Origin of the sequence: Lacinutrix venerupis, from assembly GCF_001971745.1 — a bacterium.
In the GTDB taxonomy this organism is placed as follows: domain Bacteria; phylum Bacteroidota; class Bacteroidia; order Flavobacteriales; family Flavobacteriaceae; genus Lacinutrix; species Lacinutrix venerupis.
On sequence record NZ_CP019352.1, the window covers coordinates 3070623 to 3095330 of the forward strand.

Sequence of the window (24708 nt, forward strand, 5' to 3'; positions counted from 1 at the left end):
TAAACACGGTTCAATTTGTTCAGCTATATTATGTACTTATAAAAGTAATAATATTATAATGCTGCAAATGAAATACTTTTTTTTGAATTGCAAATATATTTTGTGTTATTTTTTTTAAAATTTTAAACCTCAGTGTTTTAAACAAAAAAAATCGAGCGTTTGCTCGATTTTTTAATCTATATTTTGTTTTAAATTACATCATCATTAATGTTTGCACTTCTTGTTCTGTTAATATTTTCCAATTTCCTCTTGGAATGTCTTTTTTAGTTAAATGTGCTATTTGCACACAATCTATTTTTATTAACTCGTGCTTAAAATAATCGAAAATAGTGTGTAAAATAGTGTTACCTGTATTTTTAATTTTTATTCCTACTTCGTTCTTTTTATCGTTTACGTAATCTATTTCTTCAACGTTAATTTGTTTACCTTCAATACGTAAACCTTCTCTAATTTTCCTTAAGTCTTCTATTTTTAGATTTCTATCTAATTCTAAATGAAATAAACGTTCTACTCCTTTATTAGAACTTGTAAAACGAGATACAATTTTTTCATCGTTGGTAAATAGTAATAAACCTGTAGAGTTACGACCTAAACGACCAATTGGTTTTATACGTGACGATGTTGCATTAGCTACCAAATCCATTACAGTTTTACCTTTGTGCTCGCTAGTAGTTGTTGCAAAACCTTTAGGTTTGTTTAATAATACGTATGCTTTCTTTTCTGGATTTATTCGTGCACCGTCGTAACGTACTTCGTCTTCTAGTTTAACTTTATAGCCCATTTCTGTAACTATTTTTCCGTTTACACTTACTAAACCTGTTGCAATATGTACATCTGCATCTCTACGAGAACATACTCCAGAATTTGCTATATATTTATTTAAACGTATTTCGCTTGAATTGGTTGATTTCTTAGGTTTTGTTCCTTTTGCTTTAGAACCTGAGTTTTTTCCTCCACCATTACTCTTTACAACATTGTTTTTGTAAGCTTTTCTGCCTCCATCTGGAGCAGATTTTCCTTGTCTTTTTCCGCTTTGTTTACTCATGGTATATTTTTTTGCAAAGATATAGTATAATTTCGATTAGAAAATTTACTTTCATTTTTTTGTTTAAATGAATTACTATATTATAAAATTCTATTTAACACTAAGTCTATATCTATTAATAAGATACTAAAAATTCCTGCTACTATTATAACTTTTAATATGTTATGCAAAATTACATAATGTATTTTTGTTGAGGATTTCCATAGAAATATTAAAAACGTTATTAAAAGAAATATGGCTAGAAAAAAGTAATAAGTCATGTAACCAATTTCAAACTTATAAATTAAAAGATACAGAGGAATACTAGTTAAAAGGATTAATAATGTAATCATTTTTTTTGAAGTTTTGTCTCCATAAACTACAGGAATTGTTCTATAATTTAAAGCTAAATCTCCTTTCATGTTCTCTAAATCTTTAGTGAGTTCTCGAATTGCTATTATTAAAAATAAAAATGATGCATGTGCAAAAATTACACTATCAAAATTTTTATAATAAATAAATATTGCGAAAAAAGGTGCTATTGTTAATAGAGCTGACACTATATTTCCTATTATTGGTAGCTTTTTTAATTTGTGAGAATAAAACCAAATAGCAAAAATATAAGCCGAAAAAAATAAAACAGGATTAAAAGACACATAACTTGCCATTATAATTGCCGAGAAATTTAACACAAAATAAAATGATAGTTTTGTGTTTTGGCTTACCAACTTATCTAGCATAGATTTATTTGGCCTATTAATTAAATCTTTCTCAGAGTCGTAAAAGTTGTTTATTATATAACCAGCAGCAATAACAGCTGCCGATGCCATTACCAACATTAATAAGTTAATATCTAACAATACTTTTTTTGCTGGCATATCGTGCGCAAAAATATAAACCGAGGTTAAATATTGAGCCAATACAATTATAAGAATGTTGTAACCTCGAACAACAGAGAACAAACTAAAAAATTTAATTAGAATGTGTTTCTGTTTTCTGGTAAACATAAAGATTGTTACATTTTTATTGAGAGCTTGAAAATAATATTATAAGAGTGTTGCCAATCTAGAAATTATAAACTATTTCTAATTTAAAGTCTTTAAGAGATTTTTCTGCTTTAGCGATGTCTTGTGTAAAGCCTAAAATATAACCACCACCTCCAGAACCACAAAGCTTTAGGTAATATTCGTTAGTTTCTATTCCTTTTTTCCAAAGTTCATGAAACTGCTTAGGTATCATTGGTTTAAAGTTATTAAGTACAACTTTAGATAATTGTTTTGTATTGCTAAATAATGATTTTATATCTCCTTTTAAAAAATCTTCTACACAAGCATCTGTGTGTTTTATAAATTGATTTTTTAACATTTTACGAAACCCTTCCTGTTTCATACTCTCCATAAAGATACTAACCATTGGTGCTGTTTCACCGGTAACGCCACTATCTAACAAAAATACTGCTCCTTTTCCAGAAGTGCTTTGAGTTGGTATTCCCGTTGCTTCAATATTATCTTTAGAGTTAATAAGGATTGGTAAACTTAAATAGCTATTAAGTGGGTCTAAACCTGAAGATTTACCATGAAAAAAAGATTCCATCTCAGCAAAAATAGCTTTAAGCTGAAGTAATTTTTCTCTTGTTAAGTTCTCTAAAACAGTAATTTTATTTAGTGCGTATTTATCATAAATAGCAGCAACTAATGCTCCACTACTTCCTACTCCATAGCCTTGTGGTATAGACGAATCAAAATACATCCCATTGGCTACATCTGCTTTTAGTTTATTAATTTCAAAAACTACTAAATCTTCGCTTATGTTACTTAAGTATGATGCATATTTTACTAAACTTGCATTAGATTTTTTAGCTTCTTCAGAAAGGTTTTTATCTGTTTTTAATGCTCCATTATAAAAATTATATGGAATAGATAATCCTTTAGAATCTTTAATAATTCCATATTCTCCGAAAAGTAGGATTTTTGAATAGAAGAGTGGACCTTTCATTTATTACAGTGTTGAGTATTTAGCGCTATTTATAATTACTTAATGAAATTAGAGTTTTTTTGCACCAAATCCAATTCTATCACAAATATAGTGACCATTTTGGCAATATGCAACTAACTCTGTCTTAATGAATTCTAGAATTGTTTTAGCTTCTTTCTCAGGATATAGAATATGAACATTAGCTCCTGCATCTAAAGTAAAGCAAATATGTAATCCTGTTTGTTTTCTAAAATTCCATATTTTATTTATAATCTCTAATGTATTAGGTTTCATTAAAATAAAGTATGGCATACTTGTCATCATCATAGCATGCAATGTTAATGCTTCGCTTTCCACAAGTGCTATAAATGCTTTTAAATCTCCAGATTCTAAAATACCTTTAATTTTAGTAATATTTTCTTCTGCTTGTTTAAAACGTTCTTGCGCAAATGGATGACCATGCATTAAGTTATGTCCAACTGTACTGCTTACTTGCTTTTCACCTTTATCTACTAGCAATATAGTATCTTGATAGTTTTTAAAATTATCATGTACTTGGTATGGGTATTTAATACCAAACAAATCGCTGCTTCCATCAATATTATTGTGTTTTCCCCAAACCACTAAATCTCCTTCAATACTTCTGCATGCACTTCCTGATCCTAGTCTTGCTAAAAAGGAAGCTTTTTTATTAAAATACTCTTCACTAATTTCAGGATTTAATTCTTTTTCAACACTCATTAAACACAGTGCTAAAGCACTCATACCTGAAGCTGAAGAAGCAATACCAGAACTATGTGGGAATGTGTTTTCTGTTTCAATTTTAAAATGAAAATCTTTTAAAAAAGGCATGTAAACTTCAATGCGTTTAAAAAATGTTTCGATTTTAGGTTCGAAATCTGGCTTAGGAACATTATCTAAAAATACTTTAAACGAAAAATCTTTACTTGAAGATTCGTTTTTAGAATAATATAAATTAGTTATTGTTTTACATGCTTCTAGCGTAAAACTAATAGACTGATTCTCTGGGATTTGATTTTCTTTTTTTCCCCAATATTTTACTAAAGCAATATTGCTTGGTGATGACCAAGTAATTTTACCGCTAATATTTTTCTCTAATATATTTGTAGGAATAAACTTATTTTCAAGCATCAAAAAATTAATTTACACAAATATAGTTTTTAATTCTATTTAAATATTTCTATTTTCGTCAAATATTAAAACGTATATTTCGTTTAATGATGTTTACCGCCAGAGTTTATTTACAATACTCTTAAAGCGCTTTAATATTAACTATTAATAAAACAAAACTAACTTTAGCTTTTATACGAAGACCCCATAAATCCCTCTTCTTCAGAATATTAAAAGTCTATACCTATTTTAGACACAATATAAAATGGACAAAAAAAAGAGAATTATTCTTACCATGCTAGAGCTTGTGGTAGAACAAGGAGTGCACGCTACTCCAATGTCTCAAGTTGCCAAGGAAGCAGGTGTTGCTGTTGGTACAATATACCATTACTTTAAAAACAAAGAACAAATTATTGAAGAAATATATATAATGATTTGTCAAGATTTTGGAGTTGTAATGATGGCTAATGTACCTGAAAAAAATGTAAAGAAACAGTTTGAAATTATGTGGCTAAATTTGTACAATTATTTTATTGGCAACCCTTTAGCTTTTAAGTTTATAGAGTTTGTAGGTGTTCCTCCAATTATTAATTCGGAAATAAGATCTAAAAGCATTCCTCACTTTATAAATATTAGAGATTTCTTTTTAAACGCAATTTTAAGTAAAGACCTTAGAGATGTACACTTAAGACTTATTATGCAAGTAAGTTTTGGTAATGTAATTTCTGCTGCAAGATTAAAATTTAAGAATGAATTAGAAATGAATAGTAAAGAATTAAGTGATGCTATAAACATGTCTTGGGATTGTATTAAAAACCCTAAAAAGCATTAAGCTAACTGTAGTAATTTATTTATTGTATTATAGTTTCTTGAAGTAGCATTTACTTTTAATTTTTTTTCGAACGTAGCCATATTAAATTTTGTTCGCCCATATCCAGTTGATGAATAAAAATAAAGGCAGTTATTTATTATAGAAAATTCTTCGTTTTCAAAACTAATAGCCTCCACTTCTTTAACATATTCTGCATTAGGAATACTATCTAATAAAATGAAATAGCTTTTTATTTTTTTTTCGTTTGAAAAAACACAGTTATCAAAAATAGTTTGCAACTCTAGTTTTGTTTTAACTATTATTGAAACACTAAAACCAAAATGAACGTCTATAAGTTGCTGGATTTCTTTTTCTATTTTTTTTGTTTGATTTTCTAATGATTGAAAAACAATATTTCCACTTTGAATGTATGTTTTTACGTTAATAAACCCAGCTTTACTTAACAATTCCCTTAATATAGCCATTGGAACTTTTTTATGTCCACCAACATTTATTCCTCTTAATAACGTGATATATGTATTCATTATTTAAAAATACTTTGCGATAGTATATAAGCTCCTGTCCAAGCGTTTTGAAAATTAAATCCGCCTGTAATTGCATCTATATTTAAGACTTCTCCAACAAAATAAAGGTTTTTGTGTAGTTTACTTTCAAAATTTTTAAAATTTACTTCTTTTAAATCTACTCCTCCTGCCGTAACAAATTCTTCTTTAAAAGTACTTTTACCATCTACATTAAATACAGCTTTTGTTAATTGATTTGCTAAATTTTCTATTTGAACTTTTGTACAATCTGCCCAATTAGTTTCTTTATTAATTTTAGATGCTATTACTAATTGATACCATAGCCTTTTTGGTAAATTAAACTGTGAATAATTAATTACCTTTTTCTTATTAAATTCTTTTTTAATAGACTTTAATCGTGATATTGCAATATCAAAATTTAAGTTTATAAAATTAACTTCTATTTTAAACTTATAATCTCTTTTAGCTAATTCTAATGCTCCAAAAGCAGATAATTTTAATATTGAAGGCGCACTCATTCCCCAATGCGTAATTAATAATGGACCGTAGGATTCTAAATCTGAATCGATTACTTTTATTGTTACGTTTTTTGCAACTACGCCCGGAATATCTTCTATACGCTTATCTTTTATATTAAAGGTAAATAAAGATGGAACAGGTGAAGTTACTGAATGCCCTAAATTTTCTATCACTTTCCATATTTTAGGGTTACTTCCTGTAGCAATTATTAACTTTTTACAAGTTAATTTATTTGTTTTAGTATTAACAATCCAATTGTTATCTTGATTTTCTAAATTAATTACTGGTTGATTTTTTAAGACCTCTACATTATATTTTTTTGCTTCTTCTAAAAAACAATCTATAATAGTTTGAGAGCTATTAGATATAGGAAACATGCGTCCATCTTCTTCAATTTTTAATTCTACTCCTCGTTCTTCGAACCAAGCAATAGTATCTCCTGTCATAAAAGTATGAAATGGACCTAAAAGTTCTTTTTCTCCTCGTGGATAATTAAGCACTAATTCTTGCGGAATAAATTCTGCATGTGTTACATTACATCTACCTCCGCCAGAAACTTTTACTTTTGTTAAAACATCTTTACCACGTTCTAAAATTGTGACTTTTATATGTGGATTTTGTTGAGCTATATTTATTGCTGCAAAGAAACCAGAAGCACCTCCTCCAACTATTATTACATCTTTTTCTATCATAATCTATCTGGAAAATCGCTAATTATAGCGTTTACATTATAAGATTTTATTTTCTCTATGTCTTTAACAGTATTAACCGTCCAAGTATTTACTTTAAAACCATTGTTTTGTATTTTTTTTACATTAGATTTTGTTAGCATATTATAATCTGGATGTATTGCAACTGCATTTATAGATTTTGCAAAAGTTATGGCAGACTCTAAGTTAGATTCTATTAAGACACCTAAAGGTATTTTTTTATTAATTTTATAAACTGATAACAACTCTTCAAAATTAAAACTTGATATAATAATGTTATTATAATTCCAATTTTTATTTTTTATATAATCTTCTATTATAGTAACAGTTTTAAAAGCAGTGTTTTTTCCTTTTAGTTCTATATTTACAATGCAGCTATTATTAACTAAATCTAACACTTGGATTAAAGTAGGAATTTTATAAGTATTAGATATTTGTAATTGTTTTAAATCTGTTAAATTGAAGTTTGATATTTCTCCTTCTGCATTTGTTAATCTATCTAAAGTAAAATCATGAAAAACCACTAACTCTTCAGATTTACACTTATGCACATCTATCTCTACACCATCAACACCTAGCTCTAATGCTTTTAAGACAGATTCTAATGTGTTTTCGGCAACATATGCTTTAGCACCTCTATGCCCGAATTTTAGTATTTTGTTTTGTTTCATTTTAAAAATTAGAAAACCACCAATAATATTAGCAATGTAATAAAATTGATGGTTTTAATATGGTGATTTTATTTAGAATGCGATTCCAAATCCAAAAGTAAACCTTAAACCCTCTTCGCTATTAAAGAAATTAAATGTTCCTTGAACAGAATCTGCAGCAGATACCCAAAAACCACCACCATAATCGTTATGCCATTTTTCTGAAAAATCGTTTTTCAGCCATACTCTACCCACATCTCCTCCTGCAAAAACACCTATTTGAAGTGGTAATATTGCTGTTTTAAAAGATTTAAAACTATAACGTATGTCTGCACTACCAACTAAAGAGTTTTTTCCTGTAAATCTTTCGTTTCTATAACCTCTTAACCCATTTATTCCTCCAATACTTGCTGCTTGATAAAAAAGCAAATCGTCTCCTACTCTAACCTGTCCTCTTAAATCTGTTTTTAATACTAGTCTTCTATTTGTTATTAAAGCATTGTAGAATCCTAAACTGGAGTTAAGGTAACCATAAGTATTTTTTGTTTCTTCTGGTTCTGTTTTAATTCCTGTTTCAATATTAAAAGTCATCCCTCTTGTTGGTACAATTTTATTATCGAAACTGGCGTAGTTATAATTAGCTTCTAAGGCTGTAAAATACCTTCTAGAATAAAACTCGGTGTTTAATGTTGAAGGTGCGAAATTTTCTATATAACGGTTTGGTGTTTTACCTATTTCTATGCCTTCTGCAAGTAATTTAAAACCATAATCACTACCAAAGTTTCCTTTTTTAAGAATTCCAACACTAGCCATATAAATACTTGTTTTAACTCTATTGTAATTTAAGTCTAAAACGTCGTCATTATTTATTGTTTCGTTTCCGTAACCAAAAAAGTTATTAGAGAAGTTTTCACTTGTTAATTTACCTGCAACATGTAAGTTCCAATCTCCAAATAAATTTGCAAATTCTCCATCGTATTCAATACTAAATCCATCGGTTGCAAAAAAATAACCTCCTTTAAAACGGTGTTGTTGAGAATATGGATTACGCTGAAATCCTTTAGTAGTTTTTATAAAAGAAAGACCTAAACTAAAGCCATCGTCTGGATTATATGCTATTGCAGGCGTAATGGTAGATAATCGTTTTATATTTTTATTAAAATCGAAAAGATTGTTATTGTAGATATCTGTAAAATTAATTTTTGCTCCATTATTTTCTTTAATTGTATTGGGTTTTGATTTGTGATCGTAAACACGAACACGTCTACCGTTTTTTATAATGTAAGTATCATTATTTTGACCACCAATAATTCTTGTAAAAATTAAATTGTTAGCTTTTCCTGTTACTTCAAAAACATCGTCATCATCTAAACCGTATATCCAAAGCTCTTTTGTAATATCTTTATTGAAAGTTCTATCTACTATAACCTCTCCTTTTTCACCATCTATAATTCTTGATATTTTAACATTAGTTTCATTATCTCCAATTCGGTTAATTTCGAAATAATCGTCTTTATCTGTTCCTGTTACAATTACCAATTCGTTTAAATAATTATAATAACGCTCTGCTATATCAAGCATATTAGCTCGTCTTCCTTTAAGTAACTCTTGTATTTCTATAAGAGATTCGTTTTTAGTTTCTTCTGGAACTTTTGAAAACGCTTTGGCAATTACCTCATCGGTAATATTATCCATTAAAAATTTGGCTTGTTTAAGCCATGCTTCTTTTCCTGAATTCTGGATTAAAACTTTATCAAGTTTTATTCCTGCACTATTCATCCACTTTATATCTTTTAATTCGGCATCATAAACTTGAAGCTGTTTTGTTGAACCAGATAATACTTTTAAGACATCTAATACAGCTCCATCAAAATTTGAAAATACTTGGTCTCTATCTCTTGGGATTGGTTTAAATAATTTGTCTCCGTTTTCTTGGTCAAATTGTGCCCAACGCCATTGGTCTTGGTGCCTATCCCAATCGCCAATTAACATATCGAAAAGTCTAGCTCTAATAAATGAGTTCTCATCGATTTTATATTTTTCGTCTTCACGAATTTTCTCAATAATATCGTGAGTGCTTTCTATATCGTCTGCATATCCAAAATTTCTCTCGTTAGAATAATTTTCTTCCGGTCGTTCTTCAATCATATATAATTCTCCACCATAATCTGTATTGTAATCACCAAGATATTTGTGTTTTGGAATAAAATATAATTCTGGATTGGTATGATAAACTTCTCCTGCATCTGCTAAATCTGGCACAACAAAAAAGGCATATGGATGTGCAGCTGTATAAAAATCTAGTACAAAACTTTCTACTTGAGTTTTATCAAATTCATCTTCGATATAAGTTTCTTTAAATAATACTGTTTGCAAGTATTGTGTAGCACTTTTTCTAAGCGCTCTCATATTTAATTCTCTCCCATCTTTTGTTCTTAATCTTAATGATTTTGTTTGGTGCCCACCACCAGCTCTTACTATTTCTAATCCGCCATGAAGCGTATCTAGAGTAGCAACTTTTGCAGTAATTTTAGTACTATATAAATCACGATATCTTTCGCCTAACAACAGTTCGTGAGTTCCAGATTTTTCGGTTTCTTCTTTAGTGTAAACTGACGCTTGTACGGTTTGCGGAAAAGTATCTGGTAATATTTCTACATCAAATACATCTCTTGTTTTTGGCAGTACTTCTTTTGTAAACATTAATTTTGGCTCTCCATTTTCTGACACGTATATACTTACCCATGTACTTCCATCTTTAAACACTGTTAATTCTGCAAAACCTTGTTGCCCTATGGAAAATAAGCCGTCTTTACTTAAGGCTGCTGCAGATGTTTTAGCTCCAGCACCAGAAACTATTTGTTTAATACCATTGTTTTCTATGTATTGTAAAGAGTGTTCGTGACCAGATGCAATTACTATATTATCATACTCTAAAGTTAAAGTTTCTATTCGTTTCATTAACTCATTATATCTTTCGTTAAATCTATCTTGAATAGAAACACCTCCTTGTGTTCTTACCTGTGCTACTAGTGAAGCTAAAATTGGTAATGGTAATTTACTTTGTGTTGGATATAGATGCTTATTTGCGCTAAAAAAACCTCCATGTGTACCATTTGTATACATTGGATGATGCATTGCTAAGATTACACGTTTATTTTGTGCTTTTTTTAAATCTCCTTCTAATTCTTCTAAAAATCGATTACGTGTTTTTATTTCGCAATTATCGTTTATAGTAGGATTTTTATTCCAATCTTCAAGATACCACTGTGTATCTATAACAATTAACTCTATCTCATCGCTTACATTTATACTTTCTAATGGGCAACCATTTTCTGGTTGATATGTATTTTTCCCTAAAGCTTTTTCAATATACTTTTCTTCTCTTTTTACACCCGGAACTCCATCTGCATACCAATCGTGGTTTCCAGGTATCATTATAGAGCTACCTTTAAAAGTTTCAACAGACTTTATTTGGGCATCTAATGCGTTTATAGCATTTTCATGGCCTTCTTCTCCTTCTTTAATTAAACCATCTGGATAAATATTATCGCCCAAAAATATTGCGTAATCTTTATTTGTATCTTTATTAAGAATGTGTTTATTAAAAGCTTGTAAGCCTAAAGACATACCGCCAATGGGAGATTTTCCAGCATCACCAATTAGAAAAAAAGTTCTATCTATCTCTTTTTCTGGTAGTTTATTAACACTCTCTTCTTTATTTTTATACTGTACTTTATAAGTAGCGCAACTTGATAAGGTTAATAATAAAACTGTTAGAATAATGTTATTTTTATTCATAAAGTAACTTTCTGGTTTAATTTTTAGTAATTTAGATTTCTTAAAACCATTTATAAAATATGTCTTCAATTGTTGAAATTTCGGAAAATTATGTTCTAGAACTCTTTAAAGAACATCTTCCAAATACTTTTATATATCATGATTTTACGCACACCAAGCGTGTGTTTAAAAGTACAAAAGAATTAATTGAAAACTCCGAAATAAATGTTAATGAAGAAAAAATATTATTGTTAGCAGCCTTATTTCACGATACTGGCTATATTAAAACAAGAGAAGGACACGAGGAAGAAAGTGTAAAAATTGCAACAAAATTTTTAAATGATAATGATGTTGACAAAGAGACCATAGAAGCAGTTAACAAATGTATTATGGCGACAAAATTTAAAGATTCCCCAAATGGTAAATTAGAAGAAATTATTCGTGATGCAGACTCTTCTCATTTTGCAAAAAAATATTTTAATGAAGCAAGCGAGTTCTTAAGAAAAGAATACGAACTACAAGGCATTAAAACCTACACAGCTAAAGAATGGCGAAAAGAAAACATTAAGGTTTTAAGTGAAAACCATAGATATTATTCGCCTTACGCTATAAAAAATTGGCAACCAGAAAAAGACAAGAATCTGGTTAAGTTGATGAAAAAAAAGAAAAAAAGTAAAGCTAAAATTGATAAAGAAAAAATAAAGGCTAAATACAAAGCACAATATAAAAACGAAAGCCCAGAAAGAGGTATTCAAACCTTTTATAGAGTTGCCTTAAGAAACCATATTAAGTTAAGTGATATTGCCGATACTAAAGCCAATATTTTATTATCTGTAAACGCAATTATTATATCTGTAGTTTTGGCTAATTTAATTTCTAAACTAGACAATAACGCATACCTTATTTACCCAACTGTAATTTTTACTCTTTTTTGTGTTATTTCTATGGTTATGTCTATAATAGCAACTAGACCAAACGTAACAAGTGGAGAGTTTACTAAGGAAGATGTTATAAACAAAAATGTTAACTTAACATTTTTTGGGAATTTTCATAAAATGGAATTAAAGGAATTTGATTGGGCAATTAATGAACTTTTAAAAGATAAAAACTATGTGTATTCTTCTTTAACTAAAGATTTATATTATTTAGGAAAAGTATTAGAACGTAAATACCGAATTCTAAGAATTACTTATACCGTTTTTATGGTTGGAATTATAGTTTCTGTAATATCATTTGCCATAGCCATTAAAAATAACCCTAATGCAGACTTTAATGATGTTATTAATGTAGAAAACACAACAAAAAATTATACTAAAAACTCCTTATTGAGTTAAGATTTAATTGTTTTCATTAAATCATCATAAGTATAAAACTCTTTTTTATCTGCTTGTTTTTGATATAGAATATTTACTCTAATAGCTTTTAAGCCCGTTACACCTTGTAAATCTTCTAACTCTAAAATTTCTACGTCTTTTCCTAATTTGTTTTTAGACTGTAAGAAATTTACATATTTTAAATATTCGAACTCATCCTCTTGCTGCGAGTAAACAATAGTTAGTTTCCCTTTTGATGTAATACGCTCGTCTGTTCCTTTTATATTTGCCTTATCGACACGTTTTTTTACTACTTCGTATCTTGCATTGTAAGTTCCATCTACATCAAAATGCTTTTCGTCTGTTCTAAATCTTATAGATAATGGCTGGTTAAAAACCAAAATCATAGATGCGACATCTAATGCAATTGGATATTTAAATTGCCTATTATAAAAGGCTGTTTCCATCTCAATCATAACCTGCATTTGCCATAAGCGTAAGTTATAAAGATAGAGTTCATTAAATGAATCTTCTTTAGTTATTGCTTCGCCTATGTACATATTATGCTCTACACCATCTGTTTTAAAACGTTCGAAAAAATGTGGATACATTGCCTGTGCTTCCACCTGCTTTCTATCTAATAACGATGACATGTTTTTATTAATTAAACTAATGGTGTCATCATAATTTTTACGGTAGTAATAAATTACATTTAAGCTAGAATCTATTTTACTAAAATAATCTTCTATATCTTCTTTTAAATATGGCTTTGTTTTAAGTTGATATTTAAATAGAGGAGCTATTTCATATAAAAAAAACTGAGTTATCTTTTGCTCGCTATCTACTTTAAAATTACTTTTTAAATCTTTCTCAAAGGTTTTAATTTGAAATATTAACTGTTCGAAAATTGGTAAACGCTCTTTCTCAAAAATGGTTTTAATTATTTTTTCTACCATTTTTAATTGAAGCGCTAAATCTTTTTTAGTAGCATTATTTCTTGCCTCCGACGAGCCTTTAACATCTATTTGCCCAAATAATGGGTAAACATTATCAAAACTTATTCTTTTAAAAGCCGGATTTTCATTTCCATTATACTCCTCTTTAATAAACTGTCTAGCTGCACTTTCAAATTTCCATTTTACACTTGGATGTATAGATGTGCATTCGCGTTGTATTATTGCTTGAATAAGGTTTTCCTCGTCTAATTTAGAACGCTTTATAGCAGATAATAAAAAGGGCATTACATCTGCAAGCTTGTTAGAGTTAATACTATTTAAAGCTCTTGGAGTTTTAGATACTAATTCTAACACTGCTAAAAGCTCTCCATTTTCTGCAATTGGAGCAAAAATGGCACTTTTAAAACCTTGATCTTTTAAAACTTTTACTTGAGGCGATTTGTTTTTTGCATTTTCAAAACTTTTATCAACATTAGAGATTGTGAAATTAGTTTTGTTTTTTAAAATCTTATCATAACTATAATGACAAAATAAATTTTCGCATTTAAACTCCTCTTTTGCTCTTAATAGAAAACTACTTACACTAGAGTCGTGCAACTTCATTAAGGTGTTTTCTTCTTTATTAAACACAGAAAAACCAACTTCTAAATCTTGAATTCCTAGAAGCGATCTAAAAATCTTTTGAAAGTCAACCATAAAACCTTCTGTTTTACGCTTGTTACTTCCTATTAAAGTAGTTTTTATGTTTGAAATAGATTGATCATCTGTAACATCAAAAATATTAGAGATTACAAATCCTTTAGTAATATAACTCTGCGGCGGAAACTTTTCTTTCCAAAGCTCTATATTTTCAAAATTATCTAACAGTTCATCAAAATCGTCTTGTGTTAATTTTGGAGCATTTTCTGTTGGTAAAACCTCCATAAAATCGGCATTGTAAAGTATTTTATAAATTCTAATTATACCGTTTTCATCTGGAATTTCGTAATACAGTGGACGCTTAAAATTAATTTCATATTTATAATAGAAAGCCATTATAATTGTGCAACTTAAAATATACCAGTCGTCTTCTGGCATATTTTTAATTACTAACTCAAAATCTGGACCAGCTGTTTTAATTATTTTTTTAAAACGTTTTGATGCATTAAAAATGAAATTATGATAAGGAACACTTGCTGTTTTAATTTCGTTTAAACTTAATACTTCGCTAAAAGAATCTTGTAATAAAATTTGAATTTCCTTCTCATGCTTTTTTAACACAGAAGTTTTACTAAAACCATCCCTTAGGATAGGATATGGTTCTTGAGTTTTAAGTATACGACGTGCTTTAGCAGCAATAAACTCATCATCGCTGTTTGCCAACTCCTCGTAACGCTCAATAAGCTTGTTGAAACTTATCTCTAACGTAAAGGGTAAATTAATATTGTCGTTTAGGTCTAAAATCATTGTGTTAAATAATGCAAAAATACGAAATTTAACGTTTAGTCGTACTTTATTTAACAAAATGACATTTTAACACATACTATTCCACAACTTTAAATGACTTTTTTAATTTAGTTGTAGAATCTCCACCAATCCAAAGGTTAAAATCTCCTGGTTCTACTTCCCATTTTTTATTAACACTATAAAACTGAAGTGTTTTATTATTTATAGTAAAACTAATGGTTTTAGACTCTCCAGGCTCTAATACAACTTTTTTGAAACCTTTAAGTTCTTTTATTGGTCTAACTATACTAGCAACAAGGTCTCTAATATAAAGTTGCACAACCTCTTCCCCAACTACTTTTCCTGTGTTTGTGACTGTTACAGATGCTTGTATTTCTTGGTTTAAATTAATTTCTGAAGCGCTAAGTTTTAAATTTGAATAAGAAAAATTAGTATAACTTAACCCAAAACCAAATGGGTACAAAGCTGTTTTAGGCGCATCTTGATAACCTGAATATGTTACATGTTTGTCGTTCCAAGGTCTTCCTGTATTTTTTTGATTATAATATAATGGCTCTTGACCTACGCTGTGAGGAAAAGAAATAGGTAATTTACCAGATGGGTTATAATCTCCAAAAACAACATCTGCTATAGCGTTTCCAGATTGAGATCCTAAATGCCAACACTCTAATATCGAAGGTACCATTTTAGACACACGGCTTAAATCCATTGGACGCCCATTAGACAATACTATAACAATGTTTTTATTTACTTTATAAATTGCATCTAACAGTTCATTTTGAAGTCCAAAGAAACCAATATTTGTTTGGCTTCTACCTTCTCCTGTTTGGTATGCATCTTCTCCAATTGCTAATAAAACAACCTCTGCCTTTTTTGCTGCTTCTACAGCTTTTTTAATTCCGGCATTATCTTCGGTATTAAATTTTAAAGGATGCAAAAACTGGTTTTTTCCAGCTTCAACTGTTGGTATTGTTAAATCAATACCTTTTTCGTAATATATTTTAGTGTTTTTATTTGCCGCAGCTTTTATACCTTCTAACAAAGAGACTGCACTATTATATTCTCCTTTTCCTCTCCAATTGCCTAAAGGTGAATTTTTATCGTCTGCCATTGGACCAATAACAGCAATACTTTTTATATTTTTAGATAAAGGCAGAACGTTATTATTGTTTTTAAGAAGCACAATAGATTTTTTAGCTACATCACGCGCTATATCTAAATTTTCTTTTGAGTATACTTCTGTTTTCTCGCGATCTTCATTACAGTATTTATAAGGATCATCAAACAATCCTAATTCAAATTTAATACGTAAAATGCGCTTTACAGCATCATCTAATTGAGACATTGTAACTTTACCTTCATTTAGCAAATCTTCTAAATAAGCTTCGTAAGCATAAGATTCCATATCCATATCGCTACCCGCATTTAATGCAATTTGAGCAGCATGTTTTTTATCTTTAGCATAACCATGAGCAATCATCTCTCCTATACTTCCCCAATCTGAAACTACAAAACCATTCCAGTTCCATTGCTCTTTTAAAAGGTCTCTTTGCAAACCTTTATGTCCTGTTGCAGGAATTCCATCGACATCGTTAAAAGAATTCATAAATGTTGCAACACCTGCATCTGCTGCTGCTTTAAATGGTGGCAATATAGTATTATGTAATTCGTATTCTCCAATACTTACCGTATTATAATCTCTTCCAGCTTCACCAAAACCATAACCTGCAAAATGCTTAGCACAAGCAGCAATGGTATTAACACTAGACAAATCTTCTCCTTGAAAACCTTTAATTCTAGCCACTCCAATTTGAGCATTTAAATATGTGTCTTCTCCAGCACCTTCCATTACTCTTCCCCAACGTGCGTCTCTAGAAACATCTATCATTGGAGCAAACGTCCAATTTAATCCGGATGCAGCAGATTCTTTTGCTGCTACTGCTGCAGATTGTTTTATAATATCTAAATCCCAACTTGCGCTTTCACCTAATGGAATTGGAAAAATTGTTTTATAACCATGTATAACATCGAAAGCAAAAATTAAAGGAATTTTTAATCTAGAATGCTCCATAACCAAACGTTGCGTTTCTTTTATTGTGGCTACAGACGAAACGTTTAACATAGAACCAACTTCTCCTTTTTTTAATTTATCTAATTTGTGTTGATCGCCTTTTGATGATGATGGTCCTGTTGCATCCCAACCTCCGCTATATTGTACTAATTGCCCTATTTTTTCATTAACCCTCATTAAAGCTAAAACAGAATCTACTTTAGCTTCGATGTTTTTTTCTTTTTTAGGCGAATTGTTGACAACCGATTCTTTATTTTGATAATTAAATAGCGCTACAGCTATGCATAAAGGAATAATATATTTAATTGAGATGGTTAGAAATTTCATAATTATAGTTAGTTTAATTCAGTTTTAATTCTACTAAAACTGGAAAGTGATCGGAAGGAAATTTAAAGTCGATTGTGCTTGACAATACTCCATATTTTTTAACATCAATAATGTTTTTAGAGAGCATAATATAATCTATTCTTCTACTTACAGGCTCATTGTATTTAAAGCCATTAAATGTACCATTAGGCCCAAATTTTATTGAAGCAATTGCCTTAGAATCGTTCATGGTTTTAGTAAGATTGGTAATTAACTGGCTATCTGGCTCTACATTAAAATCTCCCATAATAATTACAGGATAATTATTAGTATTAATTTCTGCTATTTTACTCTGTATTAAATCCATTCCATTTAATTGAGCTTCTTTACCAACATGGTCTAAATGTGTATTAACAACCCACATTTTTTTATTGGTATTTAAAACAGTAAATAATGCATACGAGCAGATTCTTGGATAAGCAGCATCCCAACCTTTAGAAATTTCTGTTGGAGTTTCTGACAACCAAAACGTATTTTCCTGTTCTACTTTTAATTTACTCGTATTATAAAACAATGCAGAAAACTCTCCTTTATTCTCTCCATCTCTTCCTGTTCCAGAAGATTTATAACCTTTTAAAGCTGATTTTAAATCTGCCATTTGATTAGGTCTTGCTTCTTGAACACCTAAAATATCTGGTGCATGAAATAAGACTTGAGAGTTTAAAAAGTTTTTTCTATTTGGCCATGCATTTTCGCCATCTACAGCAACATCCAAACGGATGTTATACGTCATTACTTTTAAATTCTCGTTTGTTTGTTTAGCTGCTAATTCTTTATTTTTTTCAACTTTAGTTTCTGTTTCGGTTTTACACGCTAAAACAATTGTAGCTAAAACAAATATTATTATTAAAAAACGTTTCATTTAATTATTTTTTTTTGAAAAACTCTAACATAATCCACCTCCATTTTTTGAGGAAAAATAGAATTATCTATACCTTGTCTACCTCCCCACATACCGCCTACTGCGACATTTAATATAAGATAAAAGTCTTTATCGAAAGGCCACTCGGCAGTTGTTTTATGTTCATTCTCTATATGATTGTAAACAACACCATCTAATATAAAATCCATTTTTTCTGGAGTCCATTCTAACGCAAAAACATGAAATGTATCGTTTGGATTTTCAATAAAAATTGTTTTTCCTTTTTGAGTTCCTTTTAAGTGGTTATATGCCTTAGTATGTATTGTTCCATGTATTGTATCATTATCGTACCCAACATGTTCCATAATGTCTATCTCTCCGCTTTCTGGCCAGCCAATAGCTTTTCTATCTTCACTTAACATCCATATTGCAGGCCACATACCTTTACCTTTTGGTAATTTTGCACTTATTTCAAAACGCCCATATTGCCAAGATGCAATACCTTCGGTTTTTATTCTTGCCGAGCTATAATTTGCAGAATCTATTTCTGTTTTATATTTAGCCCATCCTTTAATTTCTGGGTTTTTAAAATCTTTATTATTTACCTTCTCTTTATGAGCCTCAATTATTAAACGACCACCTTCTACTCTAGCATTTTTTAAACTGTCTACATAATATTGCTTTTCTTGATTTGCTAAAAAACCATAATCGTATGTCCATTTTGTAGGATCTGGCTTTCCAGAATAGTTAAATTCGTCACTCCATACTAATTCGTAATCATTATTTGCAGGACTTAATTTTGCTCTTTCTAAAGCCAATTCTGGTTCATCTGTAGTTATATAATTAAAATTATTTGCTAATAACCAATCTATATCTTCTACTTTGTTTGCTGTCCATGCATTTAGTACTAGTCCTTTTTCTTTAGCTTCTTTAATCCATTGAGGACGCTTTTTTAATTTATAAACTAAATAATCTAATCCATCTATATTTGTTTCTTTTAATGCTTCTGGAGATTTAGAACCATCCAAATACATTGTTTTTGAATTAGGATTTACTTTTTTAATATGCTTTAGAATTGTTGCACTAAAACTAATGTAATATGAAATATAAGATTCTGCTTTAAGCTCTTTTACTAATTCTAAAACCTGATTGGCTATTTTTATATTTCTCCCTTCTATTTTTGAAGGTTTAATTTCGCAAATTAAACCTGTGCCATTATTGTTTTGCATACCAGCCAATAAGTAAGATCTTAATGTTGGTAACTCTTCACCATTAGACAATTTAAATTTTGCTAATTGTGCATATGTAGACTCTTCAATATTTAAATTATTATTTACAGCATCGTGATATACAACAAGTACATTATCTGCAGTCATTCTTACATCAAATTCTGAACCAACGCAGCCTAACTCTATTGCATGTTCAAGGGAAGCAATAGAGTTTTCTGGAAGTCCTTGAGTCTTCCATGCACCACGATGTGCTATAATTTGGTTTTTTGCAGGAACAAAATCTTTTTTAGCTGAGGCAGAGTCGCAAGAATGGAAACAAATGAAAACTAAAACAATAAAAACTAGACGCATAATTTTGACTTTTTAAACTAATGATGATTTTGTAATGCAGAAATTATAGCTGCTATTAAATAATTATAAAAACTCACCACTAACTATTACTTAATAATAGTTGATGGTGAGCTTGTTATTTTTTTTAAAAAAATTCAATTTTGAATATTAGTTATATCCATCGTTTTGAGGATAATCTGGCCCTAACAAATCTAAATCTCTTTGGGCAATAGGCCAATTTATATAATGAGACATCCAGTTTGTTCTTGGGTCTTTTACTCCTAAATTTGCAGGAAAATCTTCTCCATCTCCAGCAAAACTAGTAATTTGAGTATCTATTACATTTTGTCCCATACGTTTTAAAGTAAACCAACGCTGACCTTCGAAAGCTAATTCTCTTGCTCTTTCGTCTAATATAGCTTGCTCATCTACACTTGTTAATAATGAAGCATTTGCTCTTTCTCTAATTGCATTAATGTATGGAAGTGGATCTCCCGAAGATCTCATAATTGCTTCTGCTGCTATTAAGTAAGTTTCGGCTAATCTATATACCAAAACATTACCTCTTATAGTGTAAGAATCCTCATTACCATCTTCTTGAGCAAACTTTATACAAGATGGATGCATTCTTTGGTAATATTGAGTATAGTTACTTGATGGAAAAGGTGCATAGTCATTTACTTCTTGCCCTATATTATCTCCAGAAGTGTAATACCATTTTAATCTAAAATATGTATTATCGTCTCTTGTGTCGTTAGGATCTTCTGCTATAAGATCTAAAAGATAATTGTTTGGTAAAATACGAGAAAAACCTCTACCACCTTGCTCGTTATTAGACTCTATTCCAGAAATTTGAAAATATTGTGTTACGTAGTTTGCATTCATCATTGTTTCATTTCCTCCTCCAAGTACTTCGTCTATAGGAGATTGGATAACAAATAAAGATTCTGAAGTATTTCTATCTCCTGTAAAAACATCGGCAGTAGAACTTACTAAACTATGTGGAGTATCTGGGCCCTCAATAACATCTAAAGCTTGAGTTTTTGCTTCTTCCCAGTCGCCTTGCCACATTGCCACTTTTGCTTTAACATGTTTAGCTGTACCTTTTGTAATACGACCAAAAGTACCTGTCCAGTCTAAATTTTCTATAGCGTAAGTTAAATCGTTATTTATTATTGCGAATATTTCTTCATCAGTAGATCTATCGTTAATTACATTAAAAGCATTATCTACTGTTATAGTTTCTGTTGTTACATATATATTATTATACATTCTATATAAATAGAAATAAGAGTGTGCTCTAAAAAAACTAGCTTCAGCAATTACTTGTTTTCTAACATCTTCGTCGATATCCTCAATAACTTCTGCTGCATTAATAATTGCAGTTGCCTTATTAGCAATGTTATAATAATGTCTCCAAAATAATGTAGATGCAAAAGTTGCTCCTAAATCTACAGGAGAAATAGCACGTTGGTATCTTCCCATAAGTCCTGTATAACCACTTCTACTAAAAGCTAAATCGCTTCTAGAAGACATTAAAACAGAACCCATAAAATCTTCTGTACTATTATCGTAACGATCTCTTTCAAATTTATATAAACTTATTACTCCTGTTTTTAATCCTGCTTCTGTAGTGTAAACAAAATCTGCATCGATTACAGTAGTAGGCTGCTCTTCAAGATATTTTTCGCATGAAGAAAAAGTTAATAGTAGTGCTAATATTGACAATAAACTATACTTTGTATTCTTATAAAAAAGTGTTGTTTTCATAATATTCTTTTTTTTTAATTAAAATTTTAAACGTACTCCAAAAGTGAAACTTGTTGCGTCTGGATATCCTGTGTCTGCATTAGAGAATGTGCTTCTAATGTTCACTTCTGGACTATACCCAATATAATCTGTATCTGTAAATAAGTTTGTTCCTGTAACATAGAAACGAACTTGATCTAAACCTATTTGAGATGTTGCAACCTCGTTTAGCGTATATCCTAAACTTACTGTTCTTAATCTTACATAAGACGCATCTTTAACAGCTAAAGCATTTAAGTATAATGGTGTTGCATCAAAATTAGGTCTTGGGTACGAGTTTGAAGGATTTTCTGGCGTGTAATAATCTACTTTTACACCATTTACTTTTCCTTGTAATGTTCCTCCGTTATTAAAATCTGATAAAAATGGATTTACTTTTGTAGCTCCTTCTACTACATAAAAGTCTACAAATAAATCGAAACCTTTATACTCTAAATTTGTTGAGAAAGAACCAAACCAATCTGGATTAGGATCTGTAAACACACGATCGTCTTCTGTTATTTTCCCATCTCCGTTTATATCGGCAACTTTTATATCTCCCGCTCTTAAATCTGGTTGTGGAAAAGAAGACTCCTCATTTGCTTGTGGCGAATTTGCAAAATCTTCACCTTCTTGCCAGATACCTTGAAATTGATACTGTCTAATTACGCCTACCGGATGACCTTCGTAATATCCATATGTAGTATCTTCTGTAAGTGGTGTACCATCTCCATCGTTATAAAGTTTTAATAATTTATTTTTATTGTTAGACCAGTTTGTAGATACAGACCATTTTAAATCTTCTTTATTAATGATATTAGCTGTTAAAGCTAATTCTACACCTGTATTTTGTAATTCTCCTGCGTTAAAATATGTAAAAGAATAACCTGTTACTGGTGGTACACCTCTTCTTAATAATAAATCTTTAGTTCTCTGGTCGTAATAGTTAAAATTACCTGTTAAGATATTATTGAATACAGCGAAATCAAGCCCTAAATTTAAAGTTGTTATCGTTTCAAATTTAAGGTTGTTATTTGGTAATACTTGTGATGGTGAATAACCTGCTCCTGTGTCGCCATCAAAAACATATGGCTGGGCATCTACAGTAAATAGAGACTTTCCTGCAAGACCTAAATCGTTAACTAAAGAACCATAACTTGCTCTAAGTTTTAATTCTCTTATAGACTCTACATTTTTTAAGAAGCTTTCATTATTTAACTTCCAAGCTAAAGAACCACCGAAGTTATTACTCCATTTATTATCTTCTGAATTTAAAGATGCACCATCTCTTCTTGCTGCAAATTCAAATAAATATTTATCCATTAAATTATATCTTGCTCTAGCTAAAAAACCAACATATCTAATAGTGTTGTTTTCTCTAAACACATTTACACTTCCAATAGCATCACTAATACCGTTATACCCTAAATCGTCGAAAGCATAACCTTTTCCTTCTGTTAATGTTCTAGTTAACTCGTCTTCTTGAACAGATTGCACTAAAGTAACATCAAACTTATTATTTTGGTTTATTCTTTTATTATAAGTTAAAATGTTTTCTACTAAATACGCTTCTCTTAAATTATTGTCTATTCTAGCAATACCTCTATCGTCATCTCCTGCTGAACTTAAAGATGACTGATATTGTCCTCTTTCTGAAGTTCTTCTAGTAAAGTTTGTTTTTAATTGGTATTTTAAATTATCTGTTATTTGCCATTGAGGTGTAACATTTATAACGAAGTCGTTTCCTTTTTCTTCATTATTTTGTTCTCTAAGATTCCATAATGGATTAACAGCAGAAAGCTCTTCTCCACTTGGGAATTGTGTTAAATTACCAAACTCATCATAAGCTCTACCTAAAGGAGAAAATGTAATTACATTTACATTTGCTGCTCTTTCTGTATCGTCGTTTAATAAGTTTAAATCGAAATTTACAGATACTTTATCGCTTATTTTTTGATCTACATTTAAACGTAATGTTTTTCGAGTATAATTAGAAGTTGGTATTATTCCTTCTTCTTTAAAATAGTTTATACTACCAAAAACTTTAGTATTCTCTGTACCACCACTAATACTAATAGCTTGGCTATTAACAATACCACTTTTAACTAATTCTTCTTCCCAATCTACAAAATCGTTATTTGCAATAGATTCTAATTCAATTTCAGAGAATACAACCTCATCATCTGAATATGAATCATCGGCATTAGTAGCTCTAACTGCCTCTCTTTTTAATTGTGCAAATTCTTGACCACTATAAACATCGAAGTTTTTTTCAAGCGTTTTAGACGTTAAAAATCCATGGTAGCTTACTTGCATCTTCTTATTTTTACCACGTTTTGTTGTAATTAAAACTACACCGTTAGCTCCACGAGATCCATAAATTGCTTGTGCAGATGCATCTTTTAAGAACTCGATAGATTTAATATCGTCTTGGTCTATATCCTCGATACCACCATCTCTAATAATACCATCTACTACATAAATAGCGCTTAAATTACCTTCAATAGAACCTTGTCCTCTAAAAATAATATCTGATGTTCCACCTGGTCTTAATGTACCACCACCTACGTTTACTTGTAAACCAGCAATTCTACCTCTAAGCATTTCGTTAACATCGGATGTTGGTGATAATGTTGCTTTTTCTAAATCTGTAGTTGCTACTGCATTTACTAAGTCGCTTTTACGTTGTGTACCATAACCTACAACTACTACTTCGTCTAAAGAGTTTGCGTCTTCTTCTAAAAGAATAGTTATTTCTCCACCTGTAGTTGTTACCTCTTTAGTTTTAAATCCTAAATAAGAAACTTCTAATTGTGCCTCATCGTTTTGTAATTGTAAAGTAAAGTTTCCATCAAAATCAACAGAAACTCCATTATTTGTACCTTTCTCTATAACTGAAGCTCCTACTAAAGGCATATTATCTTCTGCAGAGAATACTTTTCCTGTAACAATAGTTTGTGCCATTACAGTAAAAGAACTGAATAATAGCAAAAAGCTAAACAGCGTTTTAATTTTTGATTGTCGTAATTTTAAATTCATTTGGTTGTTAGGTTTGTTAAAATTTATATCAAAATTATTTTTTAGCAATACCTGATTCTAATCATCAAATTATGCATTTGTAAATTTAAGGGCTAAGTTTTGTTAAAATGATAATTTATACCTCGATAAAAAACGAACATGACACTTTTTTGCGTGAAAATTGA

16 protein-coding genes are annotated in these 24708 nt (G+C 29.9%); 2 read left to right on the top strand and 14 right to left on the bottom strand.

Annotated features, from left to right (window positions below; translation table 11 throughout):
• Positions 1 to 193 precede the first annotated feature (193 nt).
• The 4 genes from BWR22_RS13840 to BWR22_RS13855 all read right to left on the bottom strand — a co-directional run bounded on the left by BWR22_RS13840 (position 194) and on the right by BWR22_RS13855 (position 4150).
• Complete coding sequence (locus BWR22_RS13840) at positions 194 to 1045, bottom strand: pseudouridine synthase (RefSeq protein ID WP_076734241.1); 852 nt, start codon at positions 1043 to 1045, stop codon at positions 194 to 196.
• 80 nt (positions 1046 to 1125) lie between these two features.
• Positions 1126 to 2031, bottom strand: a complete 906-nt coding sequence (locus BWR22_RS13845; protein WP_076734242.1) for a geranylgeranylglycerol-phosphate geranylgeranyltransferase — start codon at positions 2029 to 2031, stop codon at positions 1126 to 1128.
• A 58-nt stretch (positions 2032 to 2089) separates the two neighbouring features.
• Positions 2090 to 3019 (bottom strand): mevalonate kinase family protein, encoded by a 930-nt coding sequence (locus BWR22_RS13850; RefSeq protein WP_076734243.1) that lies wholly within the window; start codon positions 3017 to 3019, stop codon positions 2090 to 2092.
• Between the two features lie 48 nt (positions 3020 to 3067).
• A complete protein-coding gene (locus BWR22_RS13855; protein WP_076734244.1) occupies positions 3068 to 4150 on the bottom strand; it encodes a diphosphomevalonate/mevalonate 3,5-bisphosphate decarboxylase family protein in 1083 nt (360 codons plus the stop codon).
• A 244-nt stretch (positions 4151 to 4394) separates the two neighbouring features.
• Between BWR22_RS13855 and BWR22_RS13860 the strand changes: the two genes are divergently transcribed.
• Entirely contained in the window at positions 4395 to 4961 is a 567-nt protein-coding gene (locus BWR22_RS13860; protein WP_076734245.1) for a TetR/AcrR family transcriptional regulator, read from the top strand.
• Here BWR22_RS13860 and BWR22_RS13865 read toward each other — a convergent pair.
• The 4 genes from BWR22_RS13865 to BWR22_RS13880 form a co-directional block, all read right to left on the bottom strand.
• Positions 4958 to 5485 (bottom strand): DUF1697 domain-containing protein, encoded by a 528-nt coding sequence (locus tag BWR22_RS13865; RefSeq protein ID WP_076734246.1) that lies wholly within the window; start codon positions 5483 to 5485, stop codon positions 4958 to 4960. The genes BWR22_RS13860 and BWR22_RS13865 overlap by 4 nt on opposite strands.
• Positions 5485 to 6696, bottom strand: coding sequence for a BaiN/RdsA family NAD(P)/FAD-dependent oxidoreductase (locus tag BWR22_RS13870; RefSeq protein ID WP_076734247.1), 1212 nt, complete (start codon positions 6694 to 6696; stop codon positions 5485 to 5487). The genes BWR22_RS13865 and BWR22_RS13870 overlap by 1 nt, the downstream gene beginning before the upstream one ends.
• Entirely contained in the window at positions 6693 to 7385 is a 693-nt protein-coding gene (locus BWR22_RS13875) for a glycerophosphodiester phosphodiesterase (protein WP_076734248.1), read from the bottom strand. Before BWR22_RS13875 ends, BWR22_RS13870 begins: the two co-directional genes overlap by 4 nt.
• A 72-nt stretch (positions 7386 to 7457) precedes the next feature.
• On the bottom strand, positions 7458 to 11165 hold the full coding sequence (locus BWR22_RS13880; RefSeq protein ID WP_076734450.1) for a metallophosphoesterase: 3708 nt from the start codon (positions 11163 to 11165) through the stop codon (positions 7458 to 7460).
• A gap of 59 nt (positions 11166 to 11224) precedes the next feature.
• Between BWR22_RS13880 and BWR22_RS13885 the strand changes: the two genes are divergently transcribed.
• Positions 11225 to 12478 (top strand): Pycsar system effector family protein, encoded by a 1254-nt coding sequence (locus BWR22_RS13885; RefSeq protein ID WP_076734249.1) that lies wholly within the window; start codon positions 11225 to 11227, stop codon positions 12476 to 12478.
• Here BWR22_RS13885 and BWR22_RS13890 read toward each other — a convergent pair.
• From BWR22_RS13890 to BWR22_RS13915, 6 genes are all read right to left on the bottom strand, one after another.
• Positions 12475 to 14859: a GAF domain-containing protein gene (locus BWR22_RS13890; protein WP_076734250.1), complete on the bottom strand. Its 2385-nt coding sequence runs from the start codon at positions 14857 to 14859 to the stop codon at positions 12475 to 12477. The genes BWR22_RS13885 and BWR22_RS13890 overlap by 4 nt on opposite strands.
• 76 nt (positions 14860 to 14935) lie before the next feature.
• Positions 14936 to 17257, bottom strand: coding sequence for a beta-glucosidase BglX (gene bglX / locus BWR22_RS13895; protein WP_076734251.1), 2322 nt, complete (start codon positions 17255 to 17257; stop codon positions 14936 to 14938).
• A gap of 13 nt (positions 17258 to 17270) precedes the next feature.
• Positions 17271 to 18158 carry an endonuclease/exonuclease/phosphatase family protein gene (locus BWR22_RS13900; RefSeq protein WP_083678315.1) on the bottom strand — a complete coding sequence of 296 codons (888 nt, stop codon included), beginning with the start codon at positions 18156 to 18158 and terminating at the stop codon, positions 17271 to 17273.
• On the bottom strand, positions 18155 to 19738 hold the full coding sequence (locus BWR22_RS13905) for a glycerophosphodiester phosphodiesterase family protein (protein WP_076734252.1): 1584 nt from the start codon (positions 19736 to 19738) through the stop codon (positions 18155 to 18157). The genes BWR22_RS13900 and BWR22_RS13905 overlap by 4 nt, the downstream gene beginning before the upstream one ends.
• A gap of 147 nt (positions 19739 to 19885) precedes the next feature.
• Positions 19886 to 21487: a RagB/SusD family nutrient uptake outer membrane protein gene (locus BWR22_RS13910; RefSeq protein ID WP_076734253.1), complete on the bottom strand. Its 1602-nt coding sequence runs from the start codon at positions 21485 to 21487 to the stop codon at positions 19886 to 19888.
• Positions 21488 to 21505: 18 nt separating this feature from the next.
• Positions 21506 to 24544 (bottom strand): SusC/RagA family TonB-linked outer membrane protein, encoded by a 3039-nt coding sequence (locus tag BWR22_RS13915; RefSeq protein ID WP_156875601.1) that lies wholly within the window; start codon positions 24542 to 24544, stop codon positions 21506 to 21508.
• Positions 24545 to 24708: the final 164 nt, after the last annotated feature.